This is a genomic window from Amycolatopsis sp. NPDC003865 (genome assembly GCF_053605345.1).
The window spans coordinates 1-24,255 of record NZ_JBSGJA010000032.1 but is presented as its reverse complement, the minus strand read 5'-3'; the positions used below and the strand labels follow the sequence as shown (position 1 = coordinate 24,255).

Here is a 24,255-nt window from a genome sequence, read left to right as displayed (position 1 = left end):
TGGTGGGGTTCTCCTTGGTCAGGGATGCCCCACCGGGCGCGTGGTCAGCTCCGGGGGGCGGGTGGGCGAGGGCGCGAAAGGGCCCGGACATCCATCACGACGGCACCTCCCCGCACTCGACCCCGGCTCCCTGCCGGTTGCGCTTCAGCTTGCCGGTCCGGTCGGGCTCCGCGCAACCGAATAGCGCGAACGGTCCGTTCGCGACGCTGACCGGACCCCGGTCCGGCCGCACGGAGACACTTCCTGCGGGCCGCGATTGACCTGCTCGGTGGCGTGATTCGCCTTCGCCGCGGGCCGGTGAGCGATGACGTCGCGAACGGCCCGTTCGCGACGTTTCCTTGATCTCGGGGCGGCGCTGTGGCCACGATGAACGGGCAGGCAACACCCGAGGAGGGGCGGATGGATTCCTACGACGTCGTGGTCGCCGGCGGCGGCCACAACGGACTGGTGGCGGCCGCGTACCTGGCGCGGGCGGGCCGGTCGGTGCTCGTGCTCGAACGACGCGGGGAGACCGGTGGCGCCGCCGTGTCGTTCCGCGCGTTCGACGGCGTGGACGTCCGGCTTTCCCGCTACTCCTACCTCGTCAGCCTGCTGCCGAAGAAGATCGTGGCCGACCTGGGTCTCGAGGTCCGGCTGCTGCGGCGCCGGATGTCGTCCTACACGCCGAGGGGCGACACGGGTCTCCTTGTCGACACGGGCGACGACGACCGGACGGCGTCGTCGTTCCGCGCGGTCACCGGCTCCGCAGCGGACTTCGCTGCGTGGCAACGGTTCTACGCGCTGGCCGGCGGTGTGGCCGAGCGCGTCTTCGGCACCCTCACCGAGCCACTGCTGTCCGAAGTGGACTTCCGGTCGAGGGTGAACGACGCCGAGGCGTGGTCGGCGTTGTTCGAACGGCCGATCGGCGAGACGCTGACGTCGTGGTTCGGCGACGACACGGTGCGCGGCGTCGTGCTCACCGACGCGCTGATCGGCACGTTCGCTGCGGCGGGTGACGCGGACCTGCGGCAGAACCGGTGCCTGCTCTACCACGTGATCGGCAACGGCACCGGCGACTGGGACGTCCCGGTCGGCGGCATGGGCGCGGTCACCGGTTCGCTCGCGGCGGTGGCGGCCGCCGCGGGAGCGCGTCTCGTCACGGGTGCGGAAGTGCTGTCCGTCGCCCCGGACGGCGAGGTGCGCTACCGCCGCGACGACGCGGAGCACGTCGTACGCGGCGGGCACGTCCTGGCGAACGTCGCGCCGGCGACGCTCGCCAGGCTGCTGGGCGAGGAGCCGCCGGACCGGCCGGAGGGAGCGCAGTTGAAGGTGAACATGGTGCTGTCCCGGCTGCCGAAGCTGAGCGATCCCGGGGTCGACCCGGCTGAGGCGTTCGGCGGCACCTTCCACGTCAACGAGAGCTACTCCCAGCTGGAGACGGCCTATCGCGAGGCGGAGGCGGGGAGGATCCCCTCGCTTCCGCCTTGCGAGATCTACTGCCATTCGCTGACGGACCCGTCGATCCTCGGCCCGGCCGAGCGAGCGGCGGGAGCCCAGACGCTGACGCTGTTCGGCCTGCACATGCCGGCCCGCCTCTTCGAGGGACGCAACGAAGAGGCACGCGAAGCGGCGTTGCGCGCGACGCTGGCTTCGCTGAACAGCGTGCTGGCCGAGCCGATCGAGGACTGCCTGCTCACGGGCCCGGACGGCAGGCCGTGCGTGGAGGCGAAGACCCCGCTCGACCTGGAGGCCGAGCTGGGCTTGCCGTCCGGGCACATCTTCCACCGCGACCTGGCGTGGCCGTACGCGGAAGATCCGGCGCAGCAAGGGAAGTGGGGCGTCGAGACGGCCCACGAGCGCGTGCTGCTGTGCGGCGCGGGAGCCGTGAGGGGAGGTGGTGTGAGCGGCATCCCCGGCCACAACGCGGCGATGGCGGTCCTGGGCGCGGAGTGAGCCGTCAGCCCTCGGGCGCGGGCAGCTCGCGGCGGTTCAGCTTTCCGTTGGGGAGCAACGGCATCCGGTCGAGCACGAGGATCCGGTGCGGAACCAGGTGCGCGGGCAGCCGCCCGGCGAGCGCGGACCGCAGGTGCCCGGCGTCGGCCGGACCGACGACGTAGCCGATCACCCGCCCGTCGCGCAACGCGGCGGCCGCGCGGACGACCTCCGGCTCCCGCAGCAGCGCGTCCTCGATCGCGCCGAGGTCCACGCGCTTGCCCCGCTGCTCGATCTGGTCGGTGCCACGGCCGAGGTAGTCCAGGTTGCCGTCGGCTCGGGTCCGTACGACGTCTCCGGTGCGGTACATCCGCGCACCCGCGACGAACGGGTCGGCGACGAACAGCGACGCGGTCAGAGCGGGCCGGTCGCGGTACCCGCGGGCCACGCCCGCCCCGCCGATGCAGAGCTCGCCGACCCCGCCCGGCCCGACCGGCCGGAGCCGGTCGTCGAGGACGTAGGCGTGGACGCGGGGGATCGGCGTGCCGAGCGGCACGACCGCCGCGTCGCCGAGCACGTCGACGTCCGGGCGCAGCAGGAGGGAGTCCACGGTGGTCTCGGTGAGGCCGTAGGCGTTGAGCACCACCGAGCCCGGGGGCAGCCGCCCGGCGAGCTCGCGGAAGTCGGCCGCGGGCCACCCCTCGGAACCGACCGACATCAGCCGCATGACGGGCAGCTCGCCCGCGCGGCCGAGGGCCTTCGCCTGGGCGGGGACCAGTTCGGTCGCGTCGCCGCCGTGGCGGCGGAACTCGGCGAGCAACTCGGCCGGATCGGCCACCGCCTCGCGGGTCGCGATGACCATCGTCCCGCCGGCGAACACCGAGCGCAGCAGGTCGGCGAAGAAGAGGTCGACGCCGATCCCGATGACGGACACGAACGTCAGTGGCTCCTCGCGCAGCCGGAACAGCTCGTCCCACGCCGCGAAGACGTGCGCGAGGTGGCGGTGCTCGACGCCCACCGGCTTGGGCTTGCCCGACGAGCCCGAGGTGTACATGACGTAGGCGAGGTTCTCGGGCCGGAGCTCGACGTCCGGGGCGTGGCCGGGCTGTCCGGCCACGGCGTCGGCGATCCGCACGTCGTCCGCGACCTCGGTGGTGTTGGTGAGCACGAGCGGGACGCCCGCGTCCGTGCCCATCCAGGCCACGAGGTCGGCGGGGTAGCCGGGGTCGAGCGGCAGGCAGGCGGCACCGGACTTGAGGACGCCGAGCGCGCCGACCGCCATTTCGAACCCGCGGTCCATCCGCAGCCCCACCAGGTCTTCGGGCCCCAGGCCCCGCCCGGCGACGTACTGGGCGACCCGGTTGGCCTCGTGGTCGAGCTGCGCGAAGGACATGCGCTCGCCCGCGAAGACGACAGCGGTGGCGTCGGGGGTCTCGGCGACCCTGGCCGCGAAATGATCGAGCAAGCGTTCCAAGAGTCCCCCCAGACGGTTGTCACCCCATCGTGCGCGTGTGGCCGGTCTCCCGCACGCTGGGGAGGGGCGGCGAGCTGTCGTGGCGCCTCTGCCGGAGGTCGAAGCCGCGCGCTTCGCGCGGGGGTGGGAGGAAAGCGAGTGCGCATCGCCGTGGCCGGAGCGGACGAGCTGGTCGGCCCGCACGTCGTCGAGGCGGCTCGCGAGCGTGGTCATCCGGTGGTGGCGCTGGCCCGCTCGACCGGTGTCGACCTCGCCAACGGAGACGGGCTGAGCGCCGCTCTGGAAGGCGTCGACGTCGTGGTCGACGTCAGCAATTCCACGTCCCTGGACGAGGAGCCGGCCAGGCGGTTCTTCACCAGTGCCGCGGCCAACCTGCAGCGCGCCGGCGCCGAGCAGGGCGTGCGGCACATCGTGACCCTGTCGGTCGTGGGGATCGACGACACCGGTTTCGGCTATTTCCGCGCGAAGGTGGCGCACGAGCGCGCGGCGGGTTCGGGGCCGGTGCCCGCCACGATCGTGCGCGCGACCCACTTCCACGAGTTCCCGGGACAGCTCGTGGGCCGGACCCGCGACGGTGACCACGCCACGGTGTTCGACCTGCGCGTGCAGACCGTGGCCGCGACGGCGGTCGCCGGGGCGCTCGTCGAGGTCGCCGAGCGTCCCGCGCGGGGCCGCACGCCCGACATCGCCGGTCCCGAGCCCGCCGAGGTGCTCGACCTCGCCCGTGCGTTCGTCGACCACTTCGACCTGGGGCTGGAGCTGCGGACCGACCAGCACACCGTGACCGGCATCGCCGAGGACGGCCTCCTGCCCCGGCCGGGCGCGACGATCCTCGGGCCGGGCTACGCCGAGTGGCTGCACAGCCCCGAGGCCGCCGCGCTGGTCTCCGGCAGCTGACCACCGGGACGGTGATCAGGCCCGGGTGGCGGACCGCGCGTCGTGCTCGGCGCACAGGCAGCCGACGCCGGGCTCGATCCATTCCCGCCCGGCCCAGCCGGGATGGCGTTCGACGAGCACCGAACGCACTTCGGCGGCGATCTCGGCCTGCGCCATCGCGGAGCCGCGGCGGCGCCAGGTCTCGTCCCGCAGCTCGCGCAGGTAGTCGCGGACGTCGGTGAGCACCGAAACGCCGCCGACCTCGCCGTGCCCGGGCACCACCGTCCGCGGTCCGTCCGAAAGCAGCCGGTCCAGCACCTCGAGCCAGCCGACGGCCGTGACGTCCGTGTCGTGCGGCGGGAACCACGGGAGGATCGCGAACTGCCCGGTCTCGGCCAGGTCGCCGGTGAACAGCACGCCGGCGTCCGGGACCTCGACGACCTGGTCGCCGGTGGTGTGGCCCCGGCCTGTCGGCCGCAGCCGGACGGTCCGGCCGCCGAGGTCGAGCTCGCGGGTGCCGTCGTAGACCTCGTCCGGCGACGGCACCCGGACGTCCGCCAGCCGGGCGGCCACCACCGGGTCCAGGCCGCGGAACATCTCGAGGTAGCCCGCGCCCTTCGTGGCGAGGTCGTCGGCTTGGGCGCGGTTGGCGAGGTAGGTCGCCGCGCCGGCGAACACCTGCGCGCCGTAGGCGTGCTCGGGGTGGAAGTGGGTCGTCGTCAGGAACAGGCGGCGGCCGGCGGCCACCGACGTCGCGAACGCGAGCACCTCGGCCGCGTTCTCGGTGCCGAGGCCCGTGTCGACGACCAGGACGGCCTCGGTGCCACCCACGACGCCGATGTTGGGCACGAGGTCGACGCCGCGGTTGGGGATCACCAGCAGGTCCGGCGCGAGTTCCCGGGCGTCGGCCACCCGCACGGCGGGATCGGTCATGTCGGTCATGCCCTGATTCCACCGCCGCGGCGGGCGCGCCGTCCAAGACCGGTTGCGAGGGGCCGATACCCGGCGAACATCGTCGCCGGTCGGCGCTACTGTCGGCGCATGGCAGTCGATCAGGAACTGGTGGACGCGGCGATCGCGCTGGCGCGGGACCGCTTCGGCGGCGCGGCGTGGTCCGGCGCGGCGGCACTGCGCCTCGACGACGGCACGGTGCTGACGAGCACCGCACCGGACTTCCCGAACCAGGCCGTCAGCCTGTGCCACGAAACCGGGGCGATCTGCGAAGCCTTCAAGCTCGGGCGGCGCGTGACCGGCTCGGTCTGCGTCACCGCCGCCGACGACGACCGCGGCTACTGGGTCCTGGCGCCCTGCGGGGTCTGCCAGGAACGGCTGTTCGCCCACGGCCCGGACGTCGAGGTCGCCGTCCCCGAACCCGCGGACCCGCGCCGGTGGCGGGCCCTGCGGCTGCGGGACGTCCAGCCGCACTGGTTCGCGCGCGTCTTCCCCGACGACGTCTGGCCCTACGAGCGTTGATGGAGCTGCGCACGCTGCGGTACTTCGTGGCCGTCGCCGAAGAACTCCACTTCGGCCGGGCCGCCGCGCGGCTGCACATGAGCCAGCCGCCGCTGAGCCGCGCGGTCAAGCAGCTGGAGGCCGACGTCGGCGCCGTCCTGCTGGTGCGCTCGGCCGCGGGCGTCGCGCTCACGCCCGCCGGCGCGGCGCTGCTCGACGAGGCCCGCGCCCTGCTGGAGCAGGCCGACCAGGCGCGCGTGCGGGTGGCGTCGGCGGCCGGCGCGTCGGCGATCACCGTCGGCATCCTCGCCGACAGCGCGGACCCGGACGCGACGCGGCTGGCCGACGCCTACCGCCGGCGCCACCCCGGCGTCGAGGTCCGCGTCCGCGACACGGACCTGACCGACCCGACGTGCGGGCTGCGCGCCGGCCTCGTCGACGTCGCGCTGACCCGCGGGCCGTTCGACGACGCCGGCCTGACCGTGCACCGGCTGCGCGAAGACCCGGTGGGCGCGGTGCTGCGCGCCGACGATCCGCTGGCCCGGCGCGACCACCTGGAGCTGGCGGACCTGGCAGGCCGGCGCTGGTTCCGGTTCCCGGACGGCACCGACCCCGTCTGGCAGGCGTACTGGCACGGCGGCGAACCCCGCGACGGCCCGGTGGTGCGCGGCGTCCAGGAGTGCCTGCAGGCCGTGCTGTGGAACGGGACCGTCGGCCTGATGCCGCTCGGCCACCGGCCGCCGGGGGACCTGACGGTCGTGCCGCTCACCGACCTGGCGCCGAACCCGGTGGTCGTCGCCTGGAAGGACGCCGGCCCGCTGGTGCGGTCGTTCGCCGAGCTCGCGACGGCCGCGTATCAGACGACCGGCGGGCGCCGGACGTCGTAGAGGTCCCAGTCCAGCTGCCAGAACGCGTCGATGCCGTGCTCGCGGATGTACTTGCGCTCGGTGTCGTGCACCGGGTAGCAGCCGGCGATGCTGACCGGCGGGCCGCCGATGTCGATCAGCGTGTACTGGTGCGCGTCGAGGCCCGCGGGCGCCGACACGGCGAACGCCGTCATCGCGGACTCCGGCGCGATCGGCTCGCCGAAGTCTATGGTGTCGCCGTAGACGAACGGGCACGTGCCCCGCAGCTGCTCGGCGAGGTAGCCGATGGCCAGCGCCCAGATCGGGTCGTCGGACCGGACGCTGATCCACAGCTCCGGTTTCACGCCGTGCCACTCGGCGTGGTCGGCGAGGGAGAGGCCGTAGGTCGCGCCGGTCAGGTATCTCGGCTCCGGTTCGTCGGCGTAGACGAACGCGATGACGTCGTCGAGCCCGGCGTGGGTCGACGTGATCGGCTGCAGCCGGGGTTCGGTGTCCCCGGTCAGGGTGTCGAGATGGGCGACATACCGCTCGGCACGGCTCGGCATGGCGGGCAGCATACGACCGGTCACCGTGCGGCGCGGGGGAAGGCCGCTGGCCCGGGCGCGGCACTTTCGGGCAGGGTGAGGGACATGCGAGTCCTGGTGATCGGAAGCGGAATCGGCGGCGCGGCGACAGCGTGGCACCTGGCGGGCCGGGGCGCGGAGGTGGTCGTGGCGGACGCGGCCCGCCCGGGGACGGCCACCGAAGCCGGCGCCGGGATCGTCAGCCCGTGGACCTCGCGCTGGAACGAGGCGGTGTACCCGCTCGCGTCGGCGGCCGGCCGGTACTACCGGGAATTGACGGCTTCGCTGGCGGACTCTTCGTTCGAGGTCGTCGGCGGGATAATCGTCTCCGCCGACGATGCCGAGCTGGCCGAGGCGTACGAGCGGCTGACCGCACGGGCGGCCGACGCGCCGGAGGCCGGCGAGGTCCGCCGGCTCGACCCGGCCCAGGCACGCGAGCTGTTCCCGGCGTTGGCGCCGGAGCTGGGCGCGGTGCACCTGAGCGGTGCGGGCCGCGTCGACGGGCACCAGCTGCGCCGCGCCCTCCTGCTCGACGCCGAACGCCGGGGCGCGAAGTTCGTCGAAGGGGAAGTGGCGTTCCGCGGCGACGGGACGGTGGTGAGCCCGGACGGCGTGCTCGAGGCGGACAGCGTCGTGGTCGCGGCCGGCGCGTGGAGCCGCGAACTGCTGGCGCCGCTGGGGATCGACCTGCCGGTGACGCCGCACCGCGGTCAGATCAGCCACTTCGACCTGCCGGGCACGGAGACGGCGGCGTGGCCGGTGGTGATGCCCCGCACGAGGCACTACCTGCTGGCGTTCGCGGGTGGCCGCGTGGTGGCGGGCGCGACGCACGAGGCGGAGTCGGGCTTCGACTACCGCGTGACGGCGGCGGGCCAGCGCGACGTGCTGGACAACGCGCTGGCGGTGGCGCCCGGCCTCGCGGACGCGACCCTGGCGGAGACCCGGGTCGGCTTCCGCCCGGGCACACCCGACGGATTGCCGATCCTGGGGTCGATCAGGCCGGGGCTGGCGGTGTCGACGGGGTTCGGCCCGGGTGGGCTGACCAACGCGCCCTTCGCGGGCAAGCTGGTCGCGGCGGTGGCGCTGGGGGAGGACCCGGGCTTCGACCTGACGCCGTTCGCGCCGGACCGGTTCTGAGCCGCGGCGTGGTCAGCCCTCGGTGACCAGCTCCAGCGCGTGGTCTCCGGTGCGCTCGACCGTCATGCCCGCCTTGGTGATCACCTTGACCAGCTGATCCACTGTGGACGGTTCCGCTCGCGTCTCGGCCAGTGCCCGGGCCAGCCGGCCCTTGTACGCCTTGTTGAAGTGGCTCACCGTCACGCGCTCGCCGCGGGCGTTCTCCGTCACCACGCGGACCGTCACCGCGTCCGGGCGCAGCTTCGCGAACGCCGAGTACGTGCCCGACCGGAGGTCCACCACCAGGCCCTCGACCTGCCGCAACACCGGCTCGAGGACCGGCTTCCAGTGCCCGCGGATCGTCCCGACCGAGGGCAGCGAGTTCCCGCCCGAAAGCCGGTACGCCGGGATCGGGTCGGTCGCCGACACCACGCCGAACAGCGACGACGTCACCGCCAGCCGCCGGTGCGCCTTCTCCAGGCCCGCCTTCGTGAAGCTCTTGACGTCGAGCGCGTCGTACAGGACGCCGGTGTAGCGGCGCAGCGCCGGCATGGTCGGCGACGTCCACAGCTGCGCGTTGCGGGTGACCTCACCGGCCTGCCGCTCGGTGATGCCCAGGGCCGCGATGCTGGCCGGGACGTCGCCGGCCAGCTCGGCGAGCGCGTCGGCGAGCTTCGCGCGCGCCGGGTTCAGCTCGGGGAACGACAGCGCGTCGAGGTCGAGCGGGCCGCCGCGGCCGCCGTCGGCCTTGGTTTCGGAAGGGGGGAGGAGCACCAGCACGCACCGAGCCTAAATCGGAGTGCGCGGTTGCCGCCGTCCGGCCTAGCCTCCGGACATGGACCTGAGCTGGCGCCCGCTGACCCTCGACGACGTCCCCGCGCTCACCCGCCTGTACGCCGCCGCCGAGGAGATCGACCGGACGGGTGACCACTTCAGCGAAGACGACCTCCGCGACGAGCTGGTCGCGCCCAACGTCGACCTCCCCCGCGCCACGATCGGCGCCTTCGCGGGCGACGTGCTCGCCGGCTACGGCCTGATCCGCCGCCGCGACGCCGCGAACCCGGTGCACATGATCCGGCTCCAGTCGGTCGTGCATCCCGCGCACCGGACGGACGCTGTCGGCGCTCACCTGGTCGAGTGGCTGACGCGCACGAGCCGCGAGGTCCACGAGCGCGCCTTCCCGGGCGCGCCGATGGAGCTGCACCACGGGCAGCACCAGAACGAGCGCTGGATCGCCGGCGTCCTCGCCGCCGCGGGCTTCACGCACCAGCGGACGATGGTCAACATGCGCGTCGGCCTTGCGGACCTGCCGCCGCAGCCACCGCTCCCGGAAGGCATCACGGCGCAGCCGTTCGACTTCAAGCACGACCTCGCGGCGCTCGACGCCCGCAACGACGCTTTCGCCGGCCACTGGGGCAGCACGGTCTACGGGCCGGACGCCTGGCACCACCTGGTCACCGGCTCCAAGGACTTCCGCCCGGACCTGTCGTTCCTGGTCCTCGACGGCGACAAGGTCCTCGCGTTCGTGCTGAGCCACTTCTACGAGTCCGAAGCCGCGGCGACGGGCATCCGCGAGCACTACGCCACCTGGGTGGGAACGCGCGAGGTGCTGCGCGGGCGAGGAGTGGCGTCGGGGCTGCTCGGGCACACGCTCCTGGCGGCGAAAGCGGCGGGATTCGACCGGTCGGCGCTGAACGTCGACGTCGACAACGCGCACCGCGCGCTGGGTGTTTACGAACGGTGCGGATATCGCGTCGACGACGAATGGCACGTGTACGTGCTGTCCTGATTCCGGGACGCCCCACCGCCGATCGGGGAATGGACGGTGTTCGTACCATCGCCCCATGAAGCCGACTTCAGCTTCCCCGGGTGTTCGGGCATTGGCGGCATCCCTGCGCGAATTGCGGATGACGCGGGGTAAAGGACTGCGCGAACTGGCCCGGATGGTGCGGATTCTGCCGCAGCTGCTGTCGGCGTGGGAAAAGGGGCAGCGGGTGGCGTCCCCGGAGGACGTGGCCCGCCTGCTGGGCGCCCTCCAGGTCGACGACGCGACGTATGAGCGGATGATGCGCCTGGCCAGGCGCGCCAAGGACGACAACTGGCTCGATTCCAACCCGTCCGACCTGCCGCCCGCGCTGAGCGGCATCGTCGAGTACGAGCGCACCGCCACCCACATCACCAATTGGGAGCTCACGATTATGCCGGGGCTTCTGCAGACCCCGGACTATGCGCGAGCGATGCTGAGCAGTTCGGATATCGATCTGCTGCAGGCGGATTCCCGGCTGGTCACCCGGCTCAACCGGCAACGGATTCTCAGCAGGCCGGATCCCGTGCGGCTCACCGCGCTGGTCGGCGAGCTTGCCATCCGTGAGGAGATCGGAAGTGCGGAGGTGATGTCGGACCAGATGGATCACCTGTTGATGATGATGGACCAGCCGAACATCTCGCTGCGGATCGTGCCCGCGAACATCGGCTTTCACCGGGGATTGATCGGCTCGTTCATCGTGTACGAGTTCGCCGATCTGCCGCCGATCGTGCACCTCGAGAATGCACACGCTACCGCGTTCCTCCATGAGGATGATGTGGTCGGCAACTATCGCAAGCAGGTTAAGGTGTTGGCTGGCAAGGCACTGAGTGAAGACGACACCCGAGGCCTGCTTCGGGAGGTCGCGCGATAACCCGGGAGGCCTCGGCATGAGCGACATGGTCTGGCGCAAGTCGAGTTACAGCGGCCCCGAGTCCAATTGTGTCGAGGTCGGGTGGCGCAAGTCGAGTTACAGCGGTGGCCAGTCCGAGTGCGTCGAGGTGAAGCTCGACCGTTCCGTCGGCGTCCGGGACACGAAGGCACGCGACCAGGGGCAACTGACCGTCACCCCGGCCGCGTGGACGGCCGTCGTCACGGCTCTACGAGGTTGAGCAGCTCCTCGCCCGCCACATACCGCCGCAGCTGCTCCGCCGCCAGCTTCTTCGCGCGCGGGTAGAACGACGCCGACCCACCGGCGATGTGCGGGGTGATGACCACCCCGGGCACCGTCCACAGTGGATGATCGGTGGGCAGTGGCTCCGGATCCACGACATCCAGACCGGCCCGCAACCGGCCGGAGCGGGTCTCGGCGAGGAGAGCGTCCGTGTCGATGGCCGTGCCGCGGCCGACGTTCACCACCAGCGCGTCGTCCGGCAGCGCCGCCAGGGCCTTCGCGTCGAACAGACCGCGCGTCGCGGGGTTGTCCGGGAGGACCAACACCACGATGTCGGCCTCCGGCAGCAGCCGGGGCAGCTCGTCGATGCCGTGGACGTCCTGGCGCGCGCGGCTCGCCACCCGCGTCACCACGGCCTCCGCCGCGACGAGCTGACGCTCGATGGCCTGCCCGATCGAGCCGTACCCGACCAGGAGCACCCGGCTGTCGGCGAGCGACCGCGTGTGCTCCCGCGTCCACTCACCCCGCGCCTGCTGCGCGAACCACCGCGGCAGGTCCCGCTGCGCCGCGTGGATCAGCGCGAGCGCGTGCTCCGCCACGCTCAGGTCATGCAACCCCCTCCCGTTCGCCAGCCGCACCCCCTCGGGCAGGAGCGGCACGATCGCCTCGACCCCGGCCGACAGCGATTGCACCACGCGCAACGCCGGCAGCTCCTTGATCAGCTTCGGCGGCTCCGGCCCGCGGTCGTAGGGCAGCACGTAGAACTCGACACCGTCCAGCCCGTCCGGCGGCGCGGAGACTCCGTCCCAGTACGCGGCCTCGACCCCCTCCGGCACGTCGATGTCGGTCCACGGCAGCAGTACGCGAGCGCTCATGCCGCCTTTCTACCGCCGCGCTATCCCGAGACGCAGAACTCGTTGCCCTCCGGATCGGTCAGCACCGTCCACGCCAGCCCCGGCACCGAATGCTCCGCCACCTCCTTCGCACCCAGTCCGACCAGCCGTTTCACCTCCTCCGCGCGATCATCGCCACCGAAGTCGACGTGCACTCTGTTCTTGCCCGCGCGGGGCTCCGGGACCCGTTGCAGCCCCAGCGGCAGCCCGCCCTCGGGCGGCGCGAGCACCAGGAACTCGCCGCCGTAGTCCTGGGCGACCGTCGTGCCCAGCGCCGCCGTCCAGAACTCCGCCAGGCCGCGCGGGTCCGCGCAGTCGATCGTGATCATGCCCATGTGGATCGCCATGCCCCGAAGCTAGCGGGGACCACCGACAAAAACGCGCCCCCGAGTAACCCGTTGGAGTCACGGCCGGGGGAGTGACTACCCTGAGCGGGACTTTCACACCCGCCCGGAGCAGGGAGCCCCGCAGTGATCACCAGGACTTCGTCGTTGTTCCTTCGCACCTTGCGCGAGGATCCGGCGGACGCCGAGGTACCGAGCCACCGGCTCCTGGTACGCGCCGGCTACGTCCGCCGGGTCGCCCCGGGCGGGTACTCGTGGCTGCCGCTGGGCCTGCGCGTGCTGCGCCGCATCGAGAACGTCGTGCGCGACGAGATGAACAAGATCGGCGCGCAGGAGATCCAGTTCCCCGCGCTGCTGCCGAAGGAGCCCTACGAGGCCACCGGCCGCTGGACGGAGTACGGCGACAGCCTCTTCCGCCTCAAGGACCGCAAGGGCGCCGACTACCTCCTCGGCCCGACGCACGAGGAGCTCTTCACGCTCACGGTGAAGGGCGAGTACAGCTCGTACCGCGACTACCCGGTCACGCTCTACCAGATCCAGACCAAGTACCGCGACGAAGCGCGCCCCCGCGCCGGCATCCTGCGCGGCCGCGAGTTCGTCATGAAGGACTCCTACTCCTTCGACCTCGACGACGAGGGCCTGGAGCGCTCCTACCAGGCCCACCGCGACGCCTACACGAAGCTGTTCGACCGCCTCGGCCTCGAGTACGTCGTCGTGAAGGCGACGTCGGGCGCGATGGGCGGCTCGGCGTCCGAGGAGTTCCTCGCCGTCGCCGAGACGGGCGAGGACACCTACGTGCGCAGCACGGACTCGGGCTACGCCGCGAACGTCGAAGCCGTCGTCACGCCCGCGCCCCCCGCGCAGCCGATCGAGGGCCGTCCCGAGGCGCAGGTGCACCACACGCCGAACACGCCGACCATCGAGTCGCTGGTCACCTTCCTCAACGACGCGAACCTGGGCCGCACGTTCACCGCGGCCGACACGCTGAAGAACGTCATGCTCAAGACGCGTCAGCCGGGCGCGAAGGAGTGGGAGCTGGTCTGCGTCGCGGTCCCGGGTGACCGCGAAGTGGACATGAAGCGTCTCGAAGCGTCGCTGGAGCCCGCCGAGGTCGCGCTGCTCGAAGAAGCCGACTTCGCGAAGAACCCGTTCCTGGTCAAGGGCTACATCGGCCCGAAGGCGCTGCAGGACAACGGCGTGCGCTACCTCGCCGACCCCCGGATCGTCCCCGGCACCGCCTGGGTCACCGGTGCCGACAAGGTCGACCACCACGTCGTCGACCTGCTGGCCGGCCGCGACTTCACCCCGGACGGCACCATCGAGGCCGCCGAGGTCCGTGAGGGCGACGCGTCGCCGGACGGCCAGGGCACCCTGGTCGCCGCGCGCGGCATCGAGATCGGCCACATCTTCCAGCTCGGCCGCAAGTACGCGGACGCGTTCGAGCTGGACGCGCTCGGCCCCGACTCCAAGCCGATCCGGATCACGATGGGTTCGTACGGTGTCGGCGTCTCGCGGCTGGTCGGCGTGCTCGCCGAGCAGAACCACGACGACCTCGGCCTGATCTGGCCGCGCGAGGTGTCGCCGTTCGACGTGCACATCGTCATCGCGGGCAAGGACGAAGCCGTCGCGGCGGGCGCCGAGAAGATCGCCGCCGAGCTGGACGTGGCCGGCATCGAGGTCATCCTCGACGACCGCAAGGCCACCCCCGGCGTCAAGTTCGCCGACGCCGAACTGGTCGGCGTGCCGACCATCCTGGTGGTCGGGCGCGGCCTGGCCAACGGCGTCGTCGAGGTCAAGGACCGGCGTTCGGGCGAGCGCGAGGAAATCGCGGTCGACGCCGTCGTCGAGCACCTGGTCAAGCTCGTCCGCTCCTGATGGCCCGGCGCCCGGACGACCCGACGCCGGGATACGAGGACAACGCGGCGCTCCGCGGGTTCGGCGGCTACGAACCCGCGGACGCGCCGACGCCGCCGCGTGCGCGGCCGAAGCGGATCCGGCCGGCCGCGAAGCCGCTGAAGTGGCGTCGCGCGCCGTGGTTCGGCCTGGTGTTCATCGCCTTGGTCGCGGGCGTGCTGAACGCGGTGGGGGTCGGCAAGTCGCGCCCGGCGTCGTCGTCACCGCCACCCGCGCCGCTGGTCGTGACGCCTTCGCCCCGGGTGTCGGTGCCGGCGGTGGTCAGCGGCTGGCAGCCGGTCGCGGCCCGGGACGGCTCGTACGCCTACGACGTACCGCCGGCCTGGTCACCCAAGCCAGGCACGCTGCACGGCTGGGACGAGCCGTCGATCCGGCTGATCACGAGCGCGTTCCTGGGTGAGGACTTCTGCGGCAAGGACGACCTGGGCGGCGCGGGCGTCACGACGGAGCCCGTCGCGGACCCCGAGGCCGCGGCGCGCAAGGCCGCCACGGACCTGGCGACGGGCGCGTACGGCGGGACGTCCCAGGCGGGCCCGGGCACGGACGCCCAGCTCACGAAGGCCGACGGCGGCAAGCTCCCGGCCCGGGTGGTGGTCGCCGAAGTGACTCCGGCGCAGAAGGACGAGTGCGCGGCGAAGCACGCTCTGGTGGTGGCGATGGGGTTCGGGAACGGCACGGACACGTCCGGCGTCGTGGTGGCTTACGCGGACAGCGACCGTTCCGGGCCGTCGATCCGCGAGGACCTGGTCAAGATCGTGGAGAGCTACCGGTTCGTCCCGCCGGCCGACCGGGGCACGACCACGCCGCCGCCGACCACCTACCGCTAGCCCTTGGTGTAGCGCCCGCCAATCTCGTTGTGGAGGCGCCGCGACGAGTCGATGAGAGCGCGGGCGATGCCGCTTCGGTCGGCGCTTGTCCCGAGGCCGGACTTGATCAGCTGCCGGGCCAGCCCGTCGAGATAGCTGGCTGCTTTAGCGACATGCTCGATCGAATGCGGTGTGCCCTCGTCGCGCACTGTGATCGTGTTGGCGAGCAGTGAAGAGATCGCGTCGGAAAGCTGCTCACGCACGTTGCCCGGCAAGGGCGTTCGGCTGAGCTGTTGCATGAGCCGTTGGCAGATTTCGACGAGCCGGTCCATCAACAGGAAGTCACGTGACCTGCCCACACGCACGGAGGAGTCCGTCAGCACATGTGCCAGTTCATGAGCCGCCGCGAAGGTGATCTTGGACTGCCGGGCGGGTAGGTCGAACGGTGCGAGCACCGCGGCGTCGAGTGCGTTGAGCGCGGGACGGAAGAAGGGGGGATGTGGAATTCCTTCTCGTGCGGTTGCAGCGGAAGCTGCCCTGAGCCGGAGTAGGAGACACCGGACTCGCGAAGCACGCCGAGGAAACCGACACGGTAGAGAATTTCTATGACACCGCCGGGTGTCAGGACGGCTTTGTAGCGGGGAAAATCGGCACGAAGCTCTTCGGCGAACGGTTCGAGCCGCATCGCCACGGCGCTGCGCATCACGACGTACCCCGTGTTCTGGAACAGCACGAACAGCCGGTCCAGGAAGGGCACCGTGACCAGGTACTCCTTGGCCAGGTCGAGTAGCTTCCACTGGGAGAACTGCAAGGTGGCGCCCTGCACGGCCACCTCGGTGATCCGGTCCGCGCCGCGGGCATTGGCCGCGTCACGGCAGCGGTTGAGGAACTGGATGGCGTCGCGCGGCCGGGGGAGCGTACGGGAGAACAGGTACTGTGCGGTCGGCTCGCCGTTCACCTGCTCCGGGAACACTTCGCTCCAGAGTTGCCGGGACGAAAGGGGCCTCCCGAGGGATGCTCGAGCCCGCAACAGCGCTACTTCTTCGAGCTTCTCCGGTGTCCACTCCAAGCGCAGTTCGTCGCTGTGGAACTTGTCCGCGTCGTCGAACTGAAGAGCGTCGTAGATGTCCGAGCGGATGAAGAGCACGCACCGCACTACTCCGCCGTAGGACTGGTTCACGCGCTTGTTCGCCAGCAGCAGCCCGATCACCAAGTCGTCGCTCTCGCGGTCACTCGACCACACTTGCTCCAACTGATCGACCAAGATCTGCAGCGGAGCATGACTCGCGCAGCCGAGCGCCTGGAAGCCCCGTGCGACACCGGCTTCGAGCACTTCGAGCTGTTTGGCGGCCCGTGCGCCCTCGGTGCCACCGCCCTTGCGGTCAACGCTCGCTTTGACGCCGAAAGCCTCGAGTGAAAGGGAGGTCTGCAGGCCTTGACCGCCGCGGAGGATTCGGTCGTAGAAGCTGACGTCGGCAAGCTCGCCGCTTTTCTGCAGGAATCGGCGCAGCGCCCGGACCGGCTTCGAGAACCGGCGGCGGTGTCCGGTCCGCGCATGGGCGATGAGGTGGCGTGCCGCCTGGACCGCGAAGATATATCGCCAGATCAGCGACTTCGCCGTCGCGCCGGTGAGCCCTTGGAGCTCGAACCGGCGGAGTTCCTCGCCCGCCGTTTCGTCCGGCGTGATCAGGCAGGCGCCGCCGTTCGCCGTCATCCGCATGCAGATGGCGCTCTTTCCGGTGCCTTTGCGCCCGATGACGAGGTTCTTGTGCCCCGCTGAAACCTCCTCGAAGGCCTTGGTGACCAGGAACCCTTCGCGAAGCAGGCCGTCGGCGAAGTCGTGCTCGGCGTCGTCGCGGCCGAAGTGCAGCCGTCCGACCGTTCCCTCCGGCACGTCCCCTCCTCCGGTTCGGCGCCCAGGGTACTTGGTGCTACCGCACGGCGCCCGAATTCGGCAGGCTGTGGTCCCATGACCGGTGATGCGGACAGACGGCTGGACCGGATCCGGACCGGCGCGTTCGGGGTGCTGGCCGTCGCCGGGTTCCTGCTCCTGTTCGGGCCCCTGCTGGCGAAAGCGTGGATCTGGCTCGTCGAACCGCGCGATCCGGACTGGTGGGCCGCCGGTGGCCAGTGGGTCGGCGGCGTCGGGACGATCGGCGCCGTCGTCGTCGCGCTGTGGATCGCCATCCGCGACAACCGGCAAGCGCACGCGGACCGGGTCAAACGGGACCAGCGGGAACGCCAGGAGCAGGCCGCCAAAGTCACCGCCTGGATCGAAACCACCGAGGGCGGCGGCGTCGACATGATCGTCTCCAACGCGAACGCCGAGGCCGTCAACCACGTCGTCGTCTCGTTCGACCTCGTGCGGCACCTGCCGATGACCGGGTCGACCCTGCACCGCGGGCCGGTCATCGAAGACGACGAGTACCTCTACGCCATCCTCCCGCCCGGGAAGTGGCGGATGCCGGTGCGCGAAGGGTGGCAGCGCCCGGACATGACGCCCGGCGTGATGCTCGCCTTCACCGATTCGCGCAACGGCCACTGGCTCCGGCTGACCGACGGCAGGCTGATCGAGAAGGACCAGAACGTCGTGAGCCGCCGGAAGATCCGGTTCCCGCAGCGGATCAGCGTGCCCGAGAGCTACTGACCAGCTTCGCCAGCTCCCGCAGCCGGACGTCCGGCAGGTAGGCCCGGCCCAGCGCCAGCCCGATCCGCGGCAGGTCGGCCACGTCCCGGTAGGCCAGGTACAGCGGCACGCGCCGGGGCTGGAACTTCGCCTTGAACGCGTGCAGCGACCGGAAACCGTAGTACGGCTCCATGACCCGGCCCAGCGACTCCAGCGCCCGGTCCAGCGGGCACGCCGGAGAAGCGCTGCGCGCCAAGGGTGCCCCCGACAGCGACACGAACCGCGCCCCCTCCTCGCGGAACGCCACGCACGCCGACGCGATCAGGAACTCCATCACCGGCCGGAAACCGTGGGCGCTGCGGCGCATGACGTCCAGCGTCCAGCCGCCGACCTGGCCCGCGCCCGTGTACACCGGCAGCCACGACGTCACGCCGTGGACCGTGCCCTCGGCGTCCACGGCCAGGCCGACCCGCGTCGCCGGGTCCATCGCCTCGTCGAGCCCGCCGAGGGTGAAGCCCATCTCCGGCATGCCCTTGCCCGACATCCACTCCTCCGAGAGCGCGCGGACCTGGGCGAGGATCGGCTCGGGCTGGTCGGCCAGGCGGACCAGCCGGAATTCGATGTCCTGCTTGGCGGCCTTGTTCAGCGCCGACCGGACGTCCTGCCACGCCTTGCCGCGGAACTCCAGGCCCTCCAGGTCGAGCACGTTGTCCTCGGCGACCTGGACGTGCTGCCAGCCCAGCTCGCGCGTGGCCGAGACCGTCTCCTCCGTCGCGGAGAACACGCACGGCACCAGGCCGGTGTTCTCGCACATCACGGCGAACTCGGTGACGGTGGCGGCCGCCGTGCCGTCCGGCGCGATGGGGTCGCCGAGCGCGACGGCGACGCCCGCGTGCTTGCGGTAGGCGAGGTAGGAGCGGCCGTCCTCGCGGACGAAGTAGGTGTTGCGCGGCCAGGTCGTCATCCACGACAGCGTGCTGCCGCCGTGCCGGTCGAGCAGCGTCCGGGCCAGCGCCGCCCCTGGGCCCTGCGCGTGCCGCCGCAGCCGCCGCCGGGACGGGACGCGGAAAGCGTGCTGCGCGGCGACCAGGACGCCCAGCTCGACCGTCCACAAGAGATTGTCGACGAAGAACAACGGCAGGCCCGTGGTGTCGTAGTCCGACCCGAAGATCTCGGCCAGCCCGTAGACCGTGGCCGCGGCGAGCCCCTGCAGGGTGACGAAGACCGACAAGGCGACCGCCCAGCGCCACGCGACGCGGCCGCCCTTGCGCAGCCCGTTGAGCATCGGCACCACGACCAGCACGAGCACCGCCAGCTCCGGCGCCGACAGCGAAACCCCTTCGTCGGAACCGAACGGGCCGTCGCCGGGCACCAGGAACATGACGACCTCGGCGATGGTGAGCAGCAGCAGGCCGGCGACCGTCAGCAGCCGCCACTCCCGCAGGTTCGGCCCCACCGACGGCACCCGCCGCGAGCCGACGAGCCGGTTGCCGAGCGGGATCGCCAGCAGCAGCGCGAAGAAGTGCACGAGGTCGGCCAGCGTGCCGACGTAGACGATCGCGACCCCGGCGTACACGCAGAGCCCGGCCCGCAGCCGCAGCGCCCACGGCGGCCGCAGCGTCGCGCTGGCGACCGCGACCGCGGCGAGCGCGCCGCCGGAGAACCCGACGTCGAGGCTGCCCGCCATGCGCTCGGCCCACAGCCAGCCGGAATTGCGGCACAGCGCGAGGAACTGCGTCGCGACGAGCACCGAGACGAACTGGCCGCCGATGGTCACGGCCATCGCGCGGCGCGTCCCCAGCTGCCACTCGGCGAAGCCGGCGAAGAGCGCGAAGCTGCCGACCATCGGCAGGTAGAACCACGGGATGACGCCGAAGAACGGGCCGGTGAGCATGGTCCACCAGCGGCCGGCCTCCAGCGACGGCAGCCCGTAGGCGATGAACGGGTAGGCCGCGCGGTCCTCGGCGGCGTTCCACAACGCCCCGGTCGCGACGGCCAGCACGAGCATGGCGAGCACGACGGTGCTCGTGAACGGCAGGCGCTGCCTGAGCACCGCGACCGTGCCGCGGATGCGTCCCCCTCCGGCGGTCACGGCCGCCGACGCTGCTTCAGTCATGCCGGACAGCATGGCGAGTGCCGGCCCCTACCCACATCAGGCAAACGAAGGAGTTTGACCCTTAAGGGGTCGTCCTTTCGAATGAGGGTTGACACCCTCTGAAGGACGACTTTCAGCCGAACACCGCGGTTTTCACGGCGTCGGTGTCGGCGAGGTCCGGGAGCACGACGTGCGCGCCGGCCGCCCGCAGTTCGGCGGCGCTGTAGAACCCGGTCGCCACCGCGATCGAGAGAGCGCCGTGGGCCAGGGCGGCTTTGACGTCGTTCGGGGTGTCGCCGACGACGACCACGGCGTCGAACGGCGTGCCGTGCTTGGCCGCCGCCAGCCCCACCGCGTGCGGGACCAGGTCGGGCCGGTGCACCGAGAGCGTGCCGTAGCCGCCGATGTCGAGGTCGAGGTGCTCGTGCAGGCCGAACGCGGCGAGCTTGTGCCGCGAGATCTCCGGCAGGTTGCCGGTGACGAGCGACTGGACGATCCCGTCGTCCCCGGCGAACGCGGTCAGCGCTTCGGCCGCGCCCGGCAGCGCGCGGGCCTCCGCGGCGAAGCGGTGCGCCGCGCGTTCCGACTCCGCGACCAGCGCTTTGAACAGCGCTTCGATCGTGTCCCGCGCGGGTTCGAAGCCGTTCGCGGTGAGCAGTTCGGTGGTGGTCGCCAGCTCGGTGCGGCCGCCGAACACCGGGTCGACGCGCAGGGTCGCCCCGGTCGCGGCGGTGAACGCGGCCGCGTACCAAGCCGCGCCCAGCCCGGCGAAGTCCACCAGCGTGTGGTCGATGTCCCAGAGCACCAGCCGTGTCTTCGTCACGCCGCCGAGGCTACCGGGGACGCTATTCAACACGCGTTGACTTTCTCGGGACGCGGTCGTACCTTGGGCTACGAATTCAACAAGCGACGAATAAACTGGAGCCGGCATGACTCGTCTCGTATCCCTCGCGGCTTTGGCCGGCGCGCTGGTGGCCGTGGTGCTCGGGTTCCTCACCTTCGGCGCGCAGGCCACCGCCGCGCCCGACGGCGTCCCGGTCGCGGTCGCCGGGCCGCCGGAGCTCGCTCAGCGCGTCGCAGCGCACGGCGGCGGCCAGCTCGCCTGGACCGTCACGACCCCGGCCGAGGCCCGCCGGTTACTGGAGGACAAGAAGGTCTACGGCGTGCTCGAACTGGGCTCGCCCGCGACCGTCGTGACGTCGGGGGCGGTCAACCCGGCCGGTACGCAGGTCGCGCAGCAGGCGCTCACCGCCGGGGCGGCCGCGCTGGGCGGTCCGCCGAAGCAGGAGGTGCTGCACCCGGTGAGCGTCGCCGGCCGGACCGCGCCGCTGGCCGCGTCCGCGCTGGCCTGGATCGGCGCGCTGGTCGCGGGGCTCGCGTTGACGCAGCTGGCCAAGCGCACCGGCCGAACGATCGGCGCCGGCGCCCGGCTCCTGCAGGTCCTCGGGGCCGGGGTGCTGGTCACAGCGGTCGTCGCCGGGTTCTTCGCGCTCTGGGACTCCGCGCTGCCGCTCGACGCCGGCGTCCTCGGGTTCGTCTTCCTCGCCGCGACGGCGTTCGCGGCCCTGCAAGCCGGTCTGCTGCGCCTGCTGGGCCTGCGCGCGATGGCCGTGCTCGGCCCGCTGTACCTGGTCGCGCCCGCGGTCGCCGGGCAGGTGCCCGAGCTGCTGAACCCGGCCTACCGCGCGCTCCTGTGGTCGTGGACGCCGTTCCGCTTCTCGGCCGAGGGCCTGCGCAGCCTGCTGCAGGGCGTGCCGGACGCACCCGACGTCACGACCGGGCTGTGGGTGCTCGGCGCGCTGCTGGTCGCGGGCTTGCCGGCGGTGCTGTGGCCCGGCCGCTCAGCCCGCGAGCAGGCTGAACCGCACCTTCCGGACCGGGTTGTCGAGGTTGGTGTCCACTAGGCAGATCGACTGCCAGGTGCCCAGCGCGAGCACGCCGCCGAGCACCGGGATCGTCGCGTAGGGCGGCACCAGCGCCGGGAGCACGTGGTCACGGCCGTGGCCGGGGCTGCCGTGCCGGTGCCGCCAGCGGCCGTCGCGGGGGAGCAGCTCGTCGAGCGCGGTCAGCAGGTCCTCGTCGCTGCCCGCGCCGGTCTCGAGGATCGCCAGGCCGGCGGTGGCGTGCGGGACCCAGACGTGCAGCAGGCCGTCCGCCGCGTCGGCGTCGCGCAGGAACTCCTCGGCCTCGTGGGTGAGGTCGTGGACGACGGCCCCGGAGCCGGTGCGGACCTCGATCTCGGTGGAGTACATGGGTTCCAGCCTAGGCTCAGGTCTCCAGGTAGCGCAGCACCGCGAGCACCCGGCGATTGTCCCCTTCGGACGGTGGCAGGCCGAGCTTGCCGAAGATCGACGTCACGTACTTTTCGACGGATCCGGCCGAGAGGAACAGTTTCGCGGCGATGGCGGAGTTCGACCGGCCCTCCGCCATCAGGCCCAGGACTTCGCGTTCCCGCGGGGTCAGGCCGCTGAGCGCGTCGGCCTGGCGCGTCGCCGAAAACAGCTGGCTGACGACTTCGGGGTCGAGGACCGTCTCGCCGTCGGCCACCCGGCGCAGCGCGTCGAGGAAGTCCGAGACCTCGGCGACGCGGTCCTTGAGCAGGTAGCCGACGCCGCCCGCGCGGTCGGCCAGCAGCTGCGCCGCGTACTTCGTCTCGACGTACTGGGAGAACAGCAGGATCGCGTGGCCGGGTGACTCGCGGCGCAGCGCGATCGCCGCCCGCAGGCCTTCGTCGGTGTGCGTCGGCGGCATCCGGATGTCCACAATGGACACATCTGGGTCGTTCGCCTCGACGGCGGCCCGCAGCGCTTCGGCGTCCTTCACCGAAGCGACGACCTCGTGGCCGCGGAAGGTCAGCAGCTCCACGAGGCCCTGGCGCAGGATGGTGGAGTCCTCCGCGATGACGATCCGCATGCGCCGACCCTAGCGGGGCAGCGGCACCCGCGCGGTCACTTCGGTCGGACCACCGGGCGGGCTGGTGAGGGCCAGCTCGCCGTCGACGGTCCGCAGCCGCTCGGCGACCCCGGCCAGCCCGCCGCCCGGGAGGAGCCGGGCGCCGCCGGGGCCGTGGTCGCGTACCCGCAGCCAGAGGGCGTCGCGGTCTTCGGTGACGTCGACATGGCTGGTCCCCCCGTGTTTCGCGGCGTTCGTGAGGAGTTCGGCGGCGCTGAAGTAGACGATCGTTTCGAGCGACGGCGGCGGCCGGCGCGGGAGGTGGACGGTGATCCGCGCGTCCATGCCGGACGTCGCGACGAGGGTGGTGAGGGCGACGTCGAGCCCGGCGTCGAGGGCGGCGGGGTGGATGCCGCGGGCGAGGTCGCGCAGCTCGGTCAGCGCCTGCTTCGCGTTGGCGTGTGCGGCGGTGATCAGCTCCTTGACCTGCGGCAGGTCGACGTCCTGGAGCTCGTCCTTGGCCAGCCCGAGCTTCATCGCGAGGGCGACGAGCTGGGCCTGGGCACCGTCGTGCAGATCGCGCTCGATGCGCCGCAGCCGCAGCGCCGAGTCTTCGACGGCGGTGGCGCGGCTGGCTTCCAGGTCGCGGACGCGTTCGGACAGCTCCCGCGTGCCGAGCAGGCCGACGACCAGCAGCCGGTCGAGCGCCGCGAAGGCGTGGGTGACCCAGGGGAGGGCGACGAGCACCAGCAGTCCGGACGCGGACCAGGCGAGCGCACCGGGCCAGTGGTCGGCCCGGATGCCGAAGGTCGGCAGTTCACGTTCGCCCAGCGGGAACCAGAAGAGGCCGAACGTGCCGGCGGCGAGGCCGTAGAGGGTCGCGCTCGTGACGGTGAACAGCCCGGCGAAGGTGAGGGGAAGGCGCAGGAGGAGGTAGCCGGCGGCGCGCCAGCCGGCCGCATCGCCGACGCGCGCCTTCACCCAGCTCCACAGCCCGGGCTTGAGCTCGGGCCGCCGGGGAGCGGGCACACTGACGCCGAGCAGGGCCTTCGCGAGCCGGCGGTGGGCGGCGCCGAGCCCGCGGGCGTAGAAGACGGCCCCGGCGAGGACGAGGAACCCGACGAGGACCGGGGTGAGCCAGACGCCCAGCGCGAGCACGACGATCAGGCTGGTCAGGGCGAAGAGGGTGAGCGGGCCGGAGAGGCACAGCCAGAGGTACTCGGCCCAGAAGTCACGCGCGGCGACGGGGCCCAAGATGCGGCGAAGCGGGTGGGGGACGTCGAGGCTGGTCACGGATCCAGTCTGGCTCGGCCGCGGCGGGCTGCCCATCCGGTTTTCCCCCGGCCCCGGCTCCGGGAAGTGCCCGGTCCGCGGGGGCGCCCCCCCCGTTTTCCACGTTACCGGCAGGGACCGACAGTTTCGGGTACCGGCGAGCGCCCCAAGGCCGCCTTGGGGCGCTGGGCCGAAAGTAGGGGGAGGGGGGTGAGGGGAGAGACAACGCGGGCGGGA

Annotated in this window: 25 protein-coding genes; 12 read left to right on the top strand and 13 right to left on the bottom strand. The window is 72.1% G+C overall.

The features are described 5' to 3' along the window. Positions 1–399 precede the first annotated feature (399 nt). Positions 400–1,932: a phytoene desaturase family protein gene (locus ACWEVP_RS45310; protein ID WP_452068788.1), complete on the top strand. Its 1,533-nt coding sequence runs from the start codon at positions 400–402 to the stop codon at positions 1,930–1,932. A gap of 4 nt (positions 1,933–1,936) precedes the next feature. Here ACWEVP_RS45310 and ACWEVP_RS45305 read toward each other — a convergent pair whose 3' ends face one another. Beyond that, positions 1,937–3,376, bottom strand: coding sequence for an amino acid adenylation domain-containing protein (locus tag ACWEVP_RS45305; protein WP_452068787.1), 1,440 nt, complete (start codon positions 3,374–3,376; stop codon positions 1,937–1,939). 147 nt (positions 3,377–3,523) lie between these two features. Between ACWEVP_RS45305 and ACWEVP_RS45300 the strand changes: the two genes are divergently transcribed. Continuing rightward, a complete protein-coding gene (locus ACWEVP_RS45300; RefSeq protein ID WP_452068786.1) occupies positions 3,524–4,282 on the top strand; it encodes an SDR family oxidoreductase in 759 nt (252 codons plus the stop codon). Between the two features lie 15 nt (positions 4,283–4,297). On the opposite strand, the gene ACWEVP_RS45295 is transcribed toward ACWEVP_RS45300, so the two are convergent. Continuing rightward, complete coding sequence (locus tag ACWEVP_RS45295; protein ID WP_452068785.1) at positions 4,298–5,203, bottom strand: MBL fold metallo-hydrolase; 906 nt, start codon at positions 5,201–5,203, stop codon at positions 4,298–4,300. 99 nt (positions 5,204–5,302) lie between these two features. Between ACWEVP_RS45295 and ACWEVP_RS45290 the strand changes: the two genes are divergently transcribed. Together ACWEVP_RS45290 and ACWEVP_RS45285 are read left to right on the top strand one after the other, a co-directional pair. After that, positions 5,303–5,734, top strand: coding sequence for a cytidine deaminase (locus ACWEVP_RS45290; RefSeq protein WP_452068784.1), 432 nt, complete (start codon positions 5,303–5,305; stop codon positions 5,732–5,734). Next, a complete protein-coding gene (locus ACWEVP_RS45285) occupies positions 5,734–6,600 on the top strand; it encodes a LysR family transcriptional regulator (protein WP_452068783.1) in 867 nt (288 codons plus the stop codon). The genes ACWEVP_RS45290 and ACWEVP_RS45285 overlap by 1 nt, the downstream gene beginning before the upstream one ends. Here ACWEVP_RS45285 and ACWEVP_RS45280 read toward each other — a convergent pair. After that, positions 6,570–7,124, bottom strand: a complete 555-nt coding sequence (locus tag ACWEVP_RS45280; protein WP_452068782.1) for a suppressor of fused domain protein — start codon at positions 7,122–7,124, stop codon at positions 6,570–6,572. The genes ACWEVP_RS45285 and ACWEVP_RS45280 overlap by 31 nt on opposite strands. A gap of 84 nt (positions 7,125–7,208) precedes the next feature. Between ACWEVP_RS45280 and ACWEVP_RS45275 the strand changes: the two genes are divergently transcribed. Further along, positions 7,209–8,279 carry an NAD(P)/FAD-dependent oxidoreductase gene (locus tag ACWEVP_RS45275; protein WP_452068781.1) on the top strand — a complete coding sequence of 357 codons (1,071 nt, stop codon included), beginning with the start codon at positions 7,209–7,211 and terminating at the stop codon, positions 8,277–8,279. Positions 8,280–8,291: 12 nt separating this feature from the next. On the opposite strand, the gene yaaA is transcribed toward ACWEVP_RS45275, so the two are convergent. Beyond that, on the bottom strand, positions 8,292–9,038 hold the full coding sequence (gene yaaA / locus ACWEVP_RS45270; RefSeq protein WP_452068780.1) for a peroxide stress protein YaaA: 747 nt from the start codon (positions 9,036–9,038) through the stop codon (positions 8,292–8,294). 55 nt (positions 9,039–9,093) lie between these two features. Here yaaA and ACWEVP_RS45265 point away from each other — a divergent pair, with 55 nt between their 5' ends. Genes ACWEVP_RS45265 through ACWEVP_RS45255 form a run of 3 tightly spaced genes read left to right on the top strand, consistent with a single transcriptional unit; the run spans position 9,094 to position 11,174 of the window. Next, positions 9,094–10,047 carry a GNAT family N-acetyltransferase gene (locus ACWEVP_RS45265; RefSeq protein ID WP_452068779.1) on the top strand — a complete coding sequence of 318 codons (954 nt, stop codon included), beginning with the start codon at positions 9,094–9,096 and terminating at the stop codon, positions 10,045–10,047. A gap of 55 nt (positions 10,048–10,102) precedes the next feature. Next, positions 10,103–10,936, top strand: coding sequence for a helix-turn-helix domain-containing protein (locus ACWEVP_RS45260; RefSeq protein WP_452068778.1), 834 nt, complete (start codon positions 10,103–10,105; stop codon positions 10,934–10,936). 16 nt (positions 10,937–10,952) lie between these two features. Next, positions 10,953–11,174 (top strand): DUF397 domain-containing protein, encoded by a 222-nt coding sequence (locus ACWEVP_RS45255; protein WP_452068777.1) that lies wholly within the window; start codon positions 10,953–10,955, stop codon positions 11,172–11,174. Here the strand turns inward: ACWEVP_RS45255 and ACWEVP_RS45250 are convergent. Both ACWEVP_RS45250 and ACWEVP_RS45245 read right to left on the bottom strand, forming a co-directional pair. Beyond that, a complete protein-coding gene (locus tag ACWEVP_RS45250; protein WP_452068776.1) occupies positions 11,155–12,051 on the bottom strand; it encodes a 2-hydroxyacid dehydrogenase in 897 nt (298 codons plus the stop codon). The genes ACWEVP_RS45255 and ACWEVP_RS45250 overlap by 20 nt on opposite strands. Before the next feature lie 20 nt (positions 12,052–12,071). Continuing rightward, on the bottom strand, positions 12,072–12,416 hold the full coding sequence (locus ACWEVP_RS45245) for a VOC family protein (RefSeq protein ID WP_452068775.1): 345 nt from the start codon (positions 12,414–12,416) through the stop codon (positions 12,072–12,074). A gap of 123 nt (positions 12,417–12,539) precedes the next feature. Here ACWEVP_RS45245 and ACWEVP_RS45240 point away from each other — a divergent pair, with 123 nt between their 5' ends. Next, positions 12,540–14,288: a proline--tRNA ligase gene (locus tag ACWEVP_RS45240; RefSeq protein ID WP_452068774.1), complete on the top strand. Its 1,749-nt coding sequence runs from the start codon at positions 12,540–12,542 to the stop codon at positions 14,286–14,288. After that, the gene (locus ACWEVP_RS45235; protein WP_452068773.1) at positions 14,288–15,154 is read left to right on the top strand and encodes a hypothetical protein; all 867 of its coding nucleotides are present in this window, start codon (positions 14,288–14,290) and stop codon (positions 15,152–15,154) included. The genes ACWEVP_RS45240 and ACWEVP_RS45235 overlap by 1 nt, the downstream gene beginning before the upstream one ends. Here the strand turns inward: ACWEVP_RS45235 and ACWEVP_RS45230 are convergent. Both ACWEVP_RS45230 and ACWEVP_RS45225 read right to left on the bottom strand, forming a co-directional pair. Continuing rightward, positions 15,151–15,465 (bottom strand): hypothetical protein, encoded by a 315-nt coding sequence (locus ACWEVP_RS45230; protein WP_452068772.1) that lies wholly within the window; start codon positions 15,463–15,465, stop codon positions 15,151–15,153. The two genes, ACWEVP_RS45235 and ACWEVP_RS45230, sit on opposite strands and share 4 nt — an antisense overlap. 44 nt (positions 15,466–15,509) lie before the next feature. Then, positions 15,510–17,027 carry a P-loop ATPase, Sll1717 family gene (locus ACWEVP_RS45225; RefSeq protein ID WP_452068771.1) on the bottom strand — a complete coding sequence of 506 codons (1,518 nt, stop codon included), beginning with the start codon at positions 17,025–17,027 and terminating at the stop codon, positions 15,510–15,512. A 75-nt stretch (positions 17,028–17,102) separates the two neighbouring features. Between ACWEVP_RS45225 and ACWEVP_RS45220 the strand changes: the two genes are divergently transcribed. Beyond that, on the top strand, positions 17,103–17,780 hold the full coding sequence (locus ACWEVP_RS45220) for a hypothetical protein (RefSeq protein ID WP_452068770.1): 678 nt from the start codon (positions 17,103–17,105) through the stop codon (positions 17,778–17,780). On the opposite strand, the gene ACWEVP_RS45215 is transcribed toward ACWEVP_RS45220, so the two are convergent. Both ACWEVP_RS45215 and ACWEVP_RS45210 read right to left on the bottom strand, forming a co-directional pair. Next, positions 17,758–19,875 carry a bifunctional lysylphosphatidylglycerol flippase/synthetase MprF gene (locus ACWEVP_RS45215; RefSeq protein ID WP_452068769.1) on the bottom strand — a complete coding sequence of 706 codons (2,118 nt, stop codon included), beginning with the start codon at positions 19,873–19,875 and terminating at the stop codon, positions 17,758–17,760. The two genes, ACWEVP_RS45220 and ACWEVP_RS45215, sit on opposite strands and share 23 nt — an antisense overlap. 112 nt (positions 19,876–19,987) lie before the next feature. Next, positions 19,988–20,677 carry an HAD family hydrolase gene (locus tag ACWEVP_RS45210; protein ID WP_452068768.1) on the bottom strand — a complete coding sequence of 230 codons (690 nt, stop codon included), beginning with the start codon at positions 20,675–20,677 and terminating at the stop codon, positions 19,988–19,990. Positions 20,678–20,783: 106 nt separating this feature from the next. On the opposite strand from ACWEVP_RS45210, the gene ACWEVP_RS45205 reads away from it, so the two are divergent. Further along, positions 20,784–21,758: an ABC transporter permease gene (locus tag ACWEVP_RS45205; protein ID WP_452068767.1), complete on the top strand. Its 975-nt coding sequence runs from the start codon at positions 20,784–20,786 to the stop codon at positions 21,756–21,758. On the opposite strand, the gene ACWEVP_RS45200 is transcribed toward ACWEVP_RS45205, so the two are convergent. Genes ACWEVP_RS45200 through ACWEVP_RS45190 form a run of 3 tightly spaced genes read right to left on the bottom strand, consistent with a single transcriptional unit; the run spans position 21,696 to position 24,075 of the window. Beyond that, on the bottom strand, positions 21,696–22,106 hold the full coding sequence (locus ACWEVP_RS45200) for a secondary thiamine-phosphate synthase enzyme YjbQ (RefSeq protein WP_452068766.1): 411 nt from the start codon (positions 22,104–22,106) through the stop codon (positions 21,696–21,698). The genes ACWEVP_RS45205 and ACWEVP_RS45200 overlap by 63 nt on opposite strands. 16 nt (positions 22,107–22,122) lie before the next feature. Further along, positions 22,123–22,767, bottom strand: coding sequence for a response regulator (locus ACWEVP_RS45195; RefSeq protein WP_452068765.1), 645 nt, complete (start codon positions 22,765–22,767; stop codon positions 22,123–22,125). Positions 22,768–22,776: 9 nt separating this feature from the next. Further along, entirely contained in the window at positions 22,777–24,075 is a 1,299-nt protein-coding gene (locus ACWEVP_RS45190) for a sensor histidine kinase (RefSeq protein ID WP_452068764.1), read from the bottom strand. Positions 24,076–24,255: the final 180 nt, after the last annotated feature.

Bases quoted from the DNA above. Each gene is read 5' to 3' on its own strand.
- ACWEVP_RS45190 (WP_452068764.1), bottom strand. From the start codon at position 24,075: ATGGGCAGCCCGCCGCGGCCGAGCCAGACTGGATCCGTGACCAGCCTC.
- ACWEVP_RS45250 (WP_452068776.1), bottom strand. From the start codon at position 12,051: ATGAGCGCTCGCGTACTGCTGCCGTGGACCGACATCGACGTGCCGGAG.
- ACWEVP_RS45265 (WP_452068779.1), top strand. From the start codon at position 9,094: ATGGACCTGAGCTGGCGCCCGCTGACCCTCGACGACGTCCCCGCGCTC.
- ACWEVP_RS45215 (WP_452068769.1), bottom strand. From the start codon at position 19,875: ATGACTGAAGCAGCGTCGGCGGCCGTGACCGCCGGAGGGGGACGCATC.
- ACWEVP_RS45275 (WP_452068781.1), top strand. From the start codon at position 7,209: ATGCGAGTCCTGGTGATCGGAAGCGGAATCGGCGGCGCGGCGACAGCG.
- ACWEVP_RS45290 (WP_452068784.1), top strand. From the start codon at position 5,303: ATGGCAGTCGATCAGGAACTGGTGGACGCGGCGATCGCGCTGGCGCGG.
- ACWEVP_RS45310 (WP_452068788.1), top strand. From the start codon at position 400: ATGGATTCCTACGACGTCGTGGTCGCCGGCGGCGGCCACAACGGACTG.
- ACWEVP_RS45230 (WP_452068772.1), bottom strand. From the start codon at position 15,465: ATGGACCGGCTCGTCGAAATCTGCCAACGGCTCATGCAACAGCTCAGC.
- ACWEVP_RS45205 (WP_452068767.1), top strand. From the start codon at position 20,784: ATGACTCGTCTCGTATCCCTCGCGGCTTTGGCCGGCGCGCTGGTGGCC.
- ACWEVP_RS45235 (WP_452068773.1), top strand. From the start codon at position 14,288: ATGGCCCGGCGCCCGGACGACCCGACGCCGGGATACGAGGACAACGCG.
- ACWEVP_RS45260 (WP_452068778.1), top strand. From the start codon at position 10,103: ATGAAGCCGACTTCAGCTTCCCCGGGTGTTCGGGCATTGGCGGCATCC.
- ACWEVP_RS45195 (WP_452068765.1), bottom strand. From the start codon at position 22,767: ATGCGGATCGTCATCGCGGAGGACTCCACCATCCTGCGCCAGGGCCTC.
- ACWEVP_RS45295 (WP_452068785.1), bottom strand. From the start codon at position 5,203: ATGACCGACATGACCGATCCCGCCGTGCGGGTGGCCGACGCCCGGGAA.
- ACWEVP_RS45280 (WP_452068782.1), bottom strand. From the start codon at position 7,124: ATGCCGAGCCGTGCCGAGCGGTATGTCGCCCATCTCGACACCCTGACC.
- ACWEVP_RS45245 (WP_452068775.1), bottom strand. From the start codon at position 12,416: ATGGCGATCCACATGGGCATGATCACGATCGACTGCGCGGACCCGCGC.
- ACWEVP_RS45255 (WP_452068777.1), top strand. From the start codon at position 10,953: ATGAGCGACATGGTCTGGCGCAAGTCGAGTTACAGCGGCCCCGAGTCC.
- ACWEVP_RS45200 (WP_452068766.1), bottom strand. From the start codon at position 22,106: ATGTACTCCACCGAGATCGAGGTCCGCACCGGCTCCGGGGCCGTCGTC.
- ACWEVP_RS45285 (WP_452068783.1), top strand. From the start codon at position 5,734: ATGGAGCTGCGCACGCTGCGGTACTTCGTGGCCGTCGCCGAAGAACTC.
- ACWEVP_RS45220 (WP_452068770.1), top strand. From the start codon at position 17,103: ATGACCGGTGATGCGGACAGACGGCTGGACCGGATCCGGACCGGCGCG.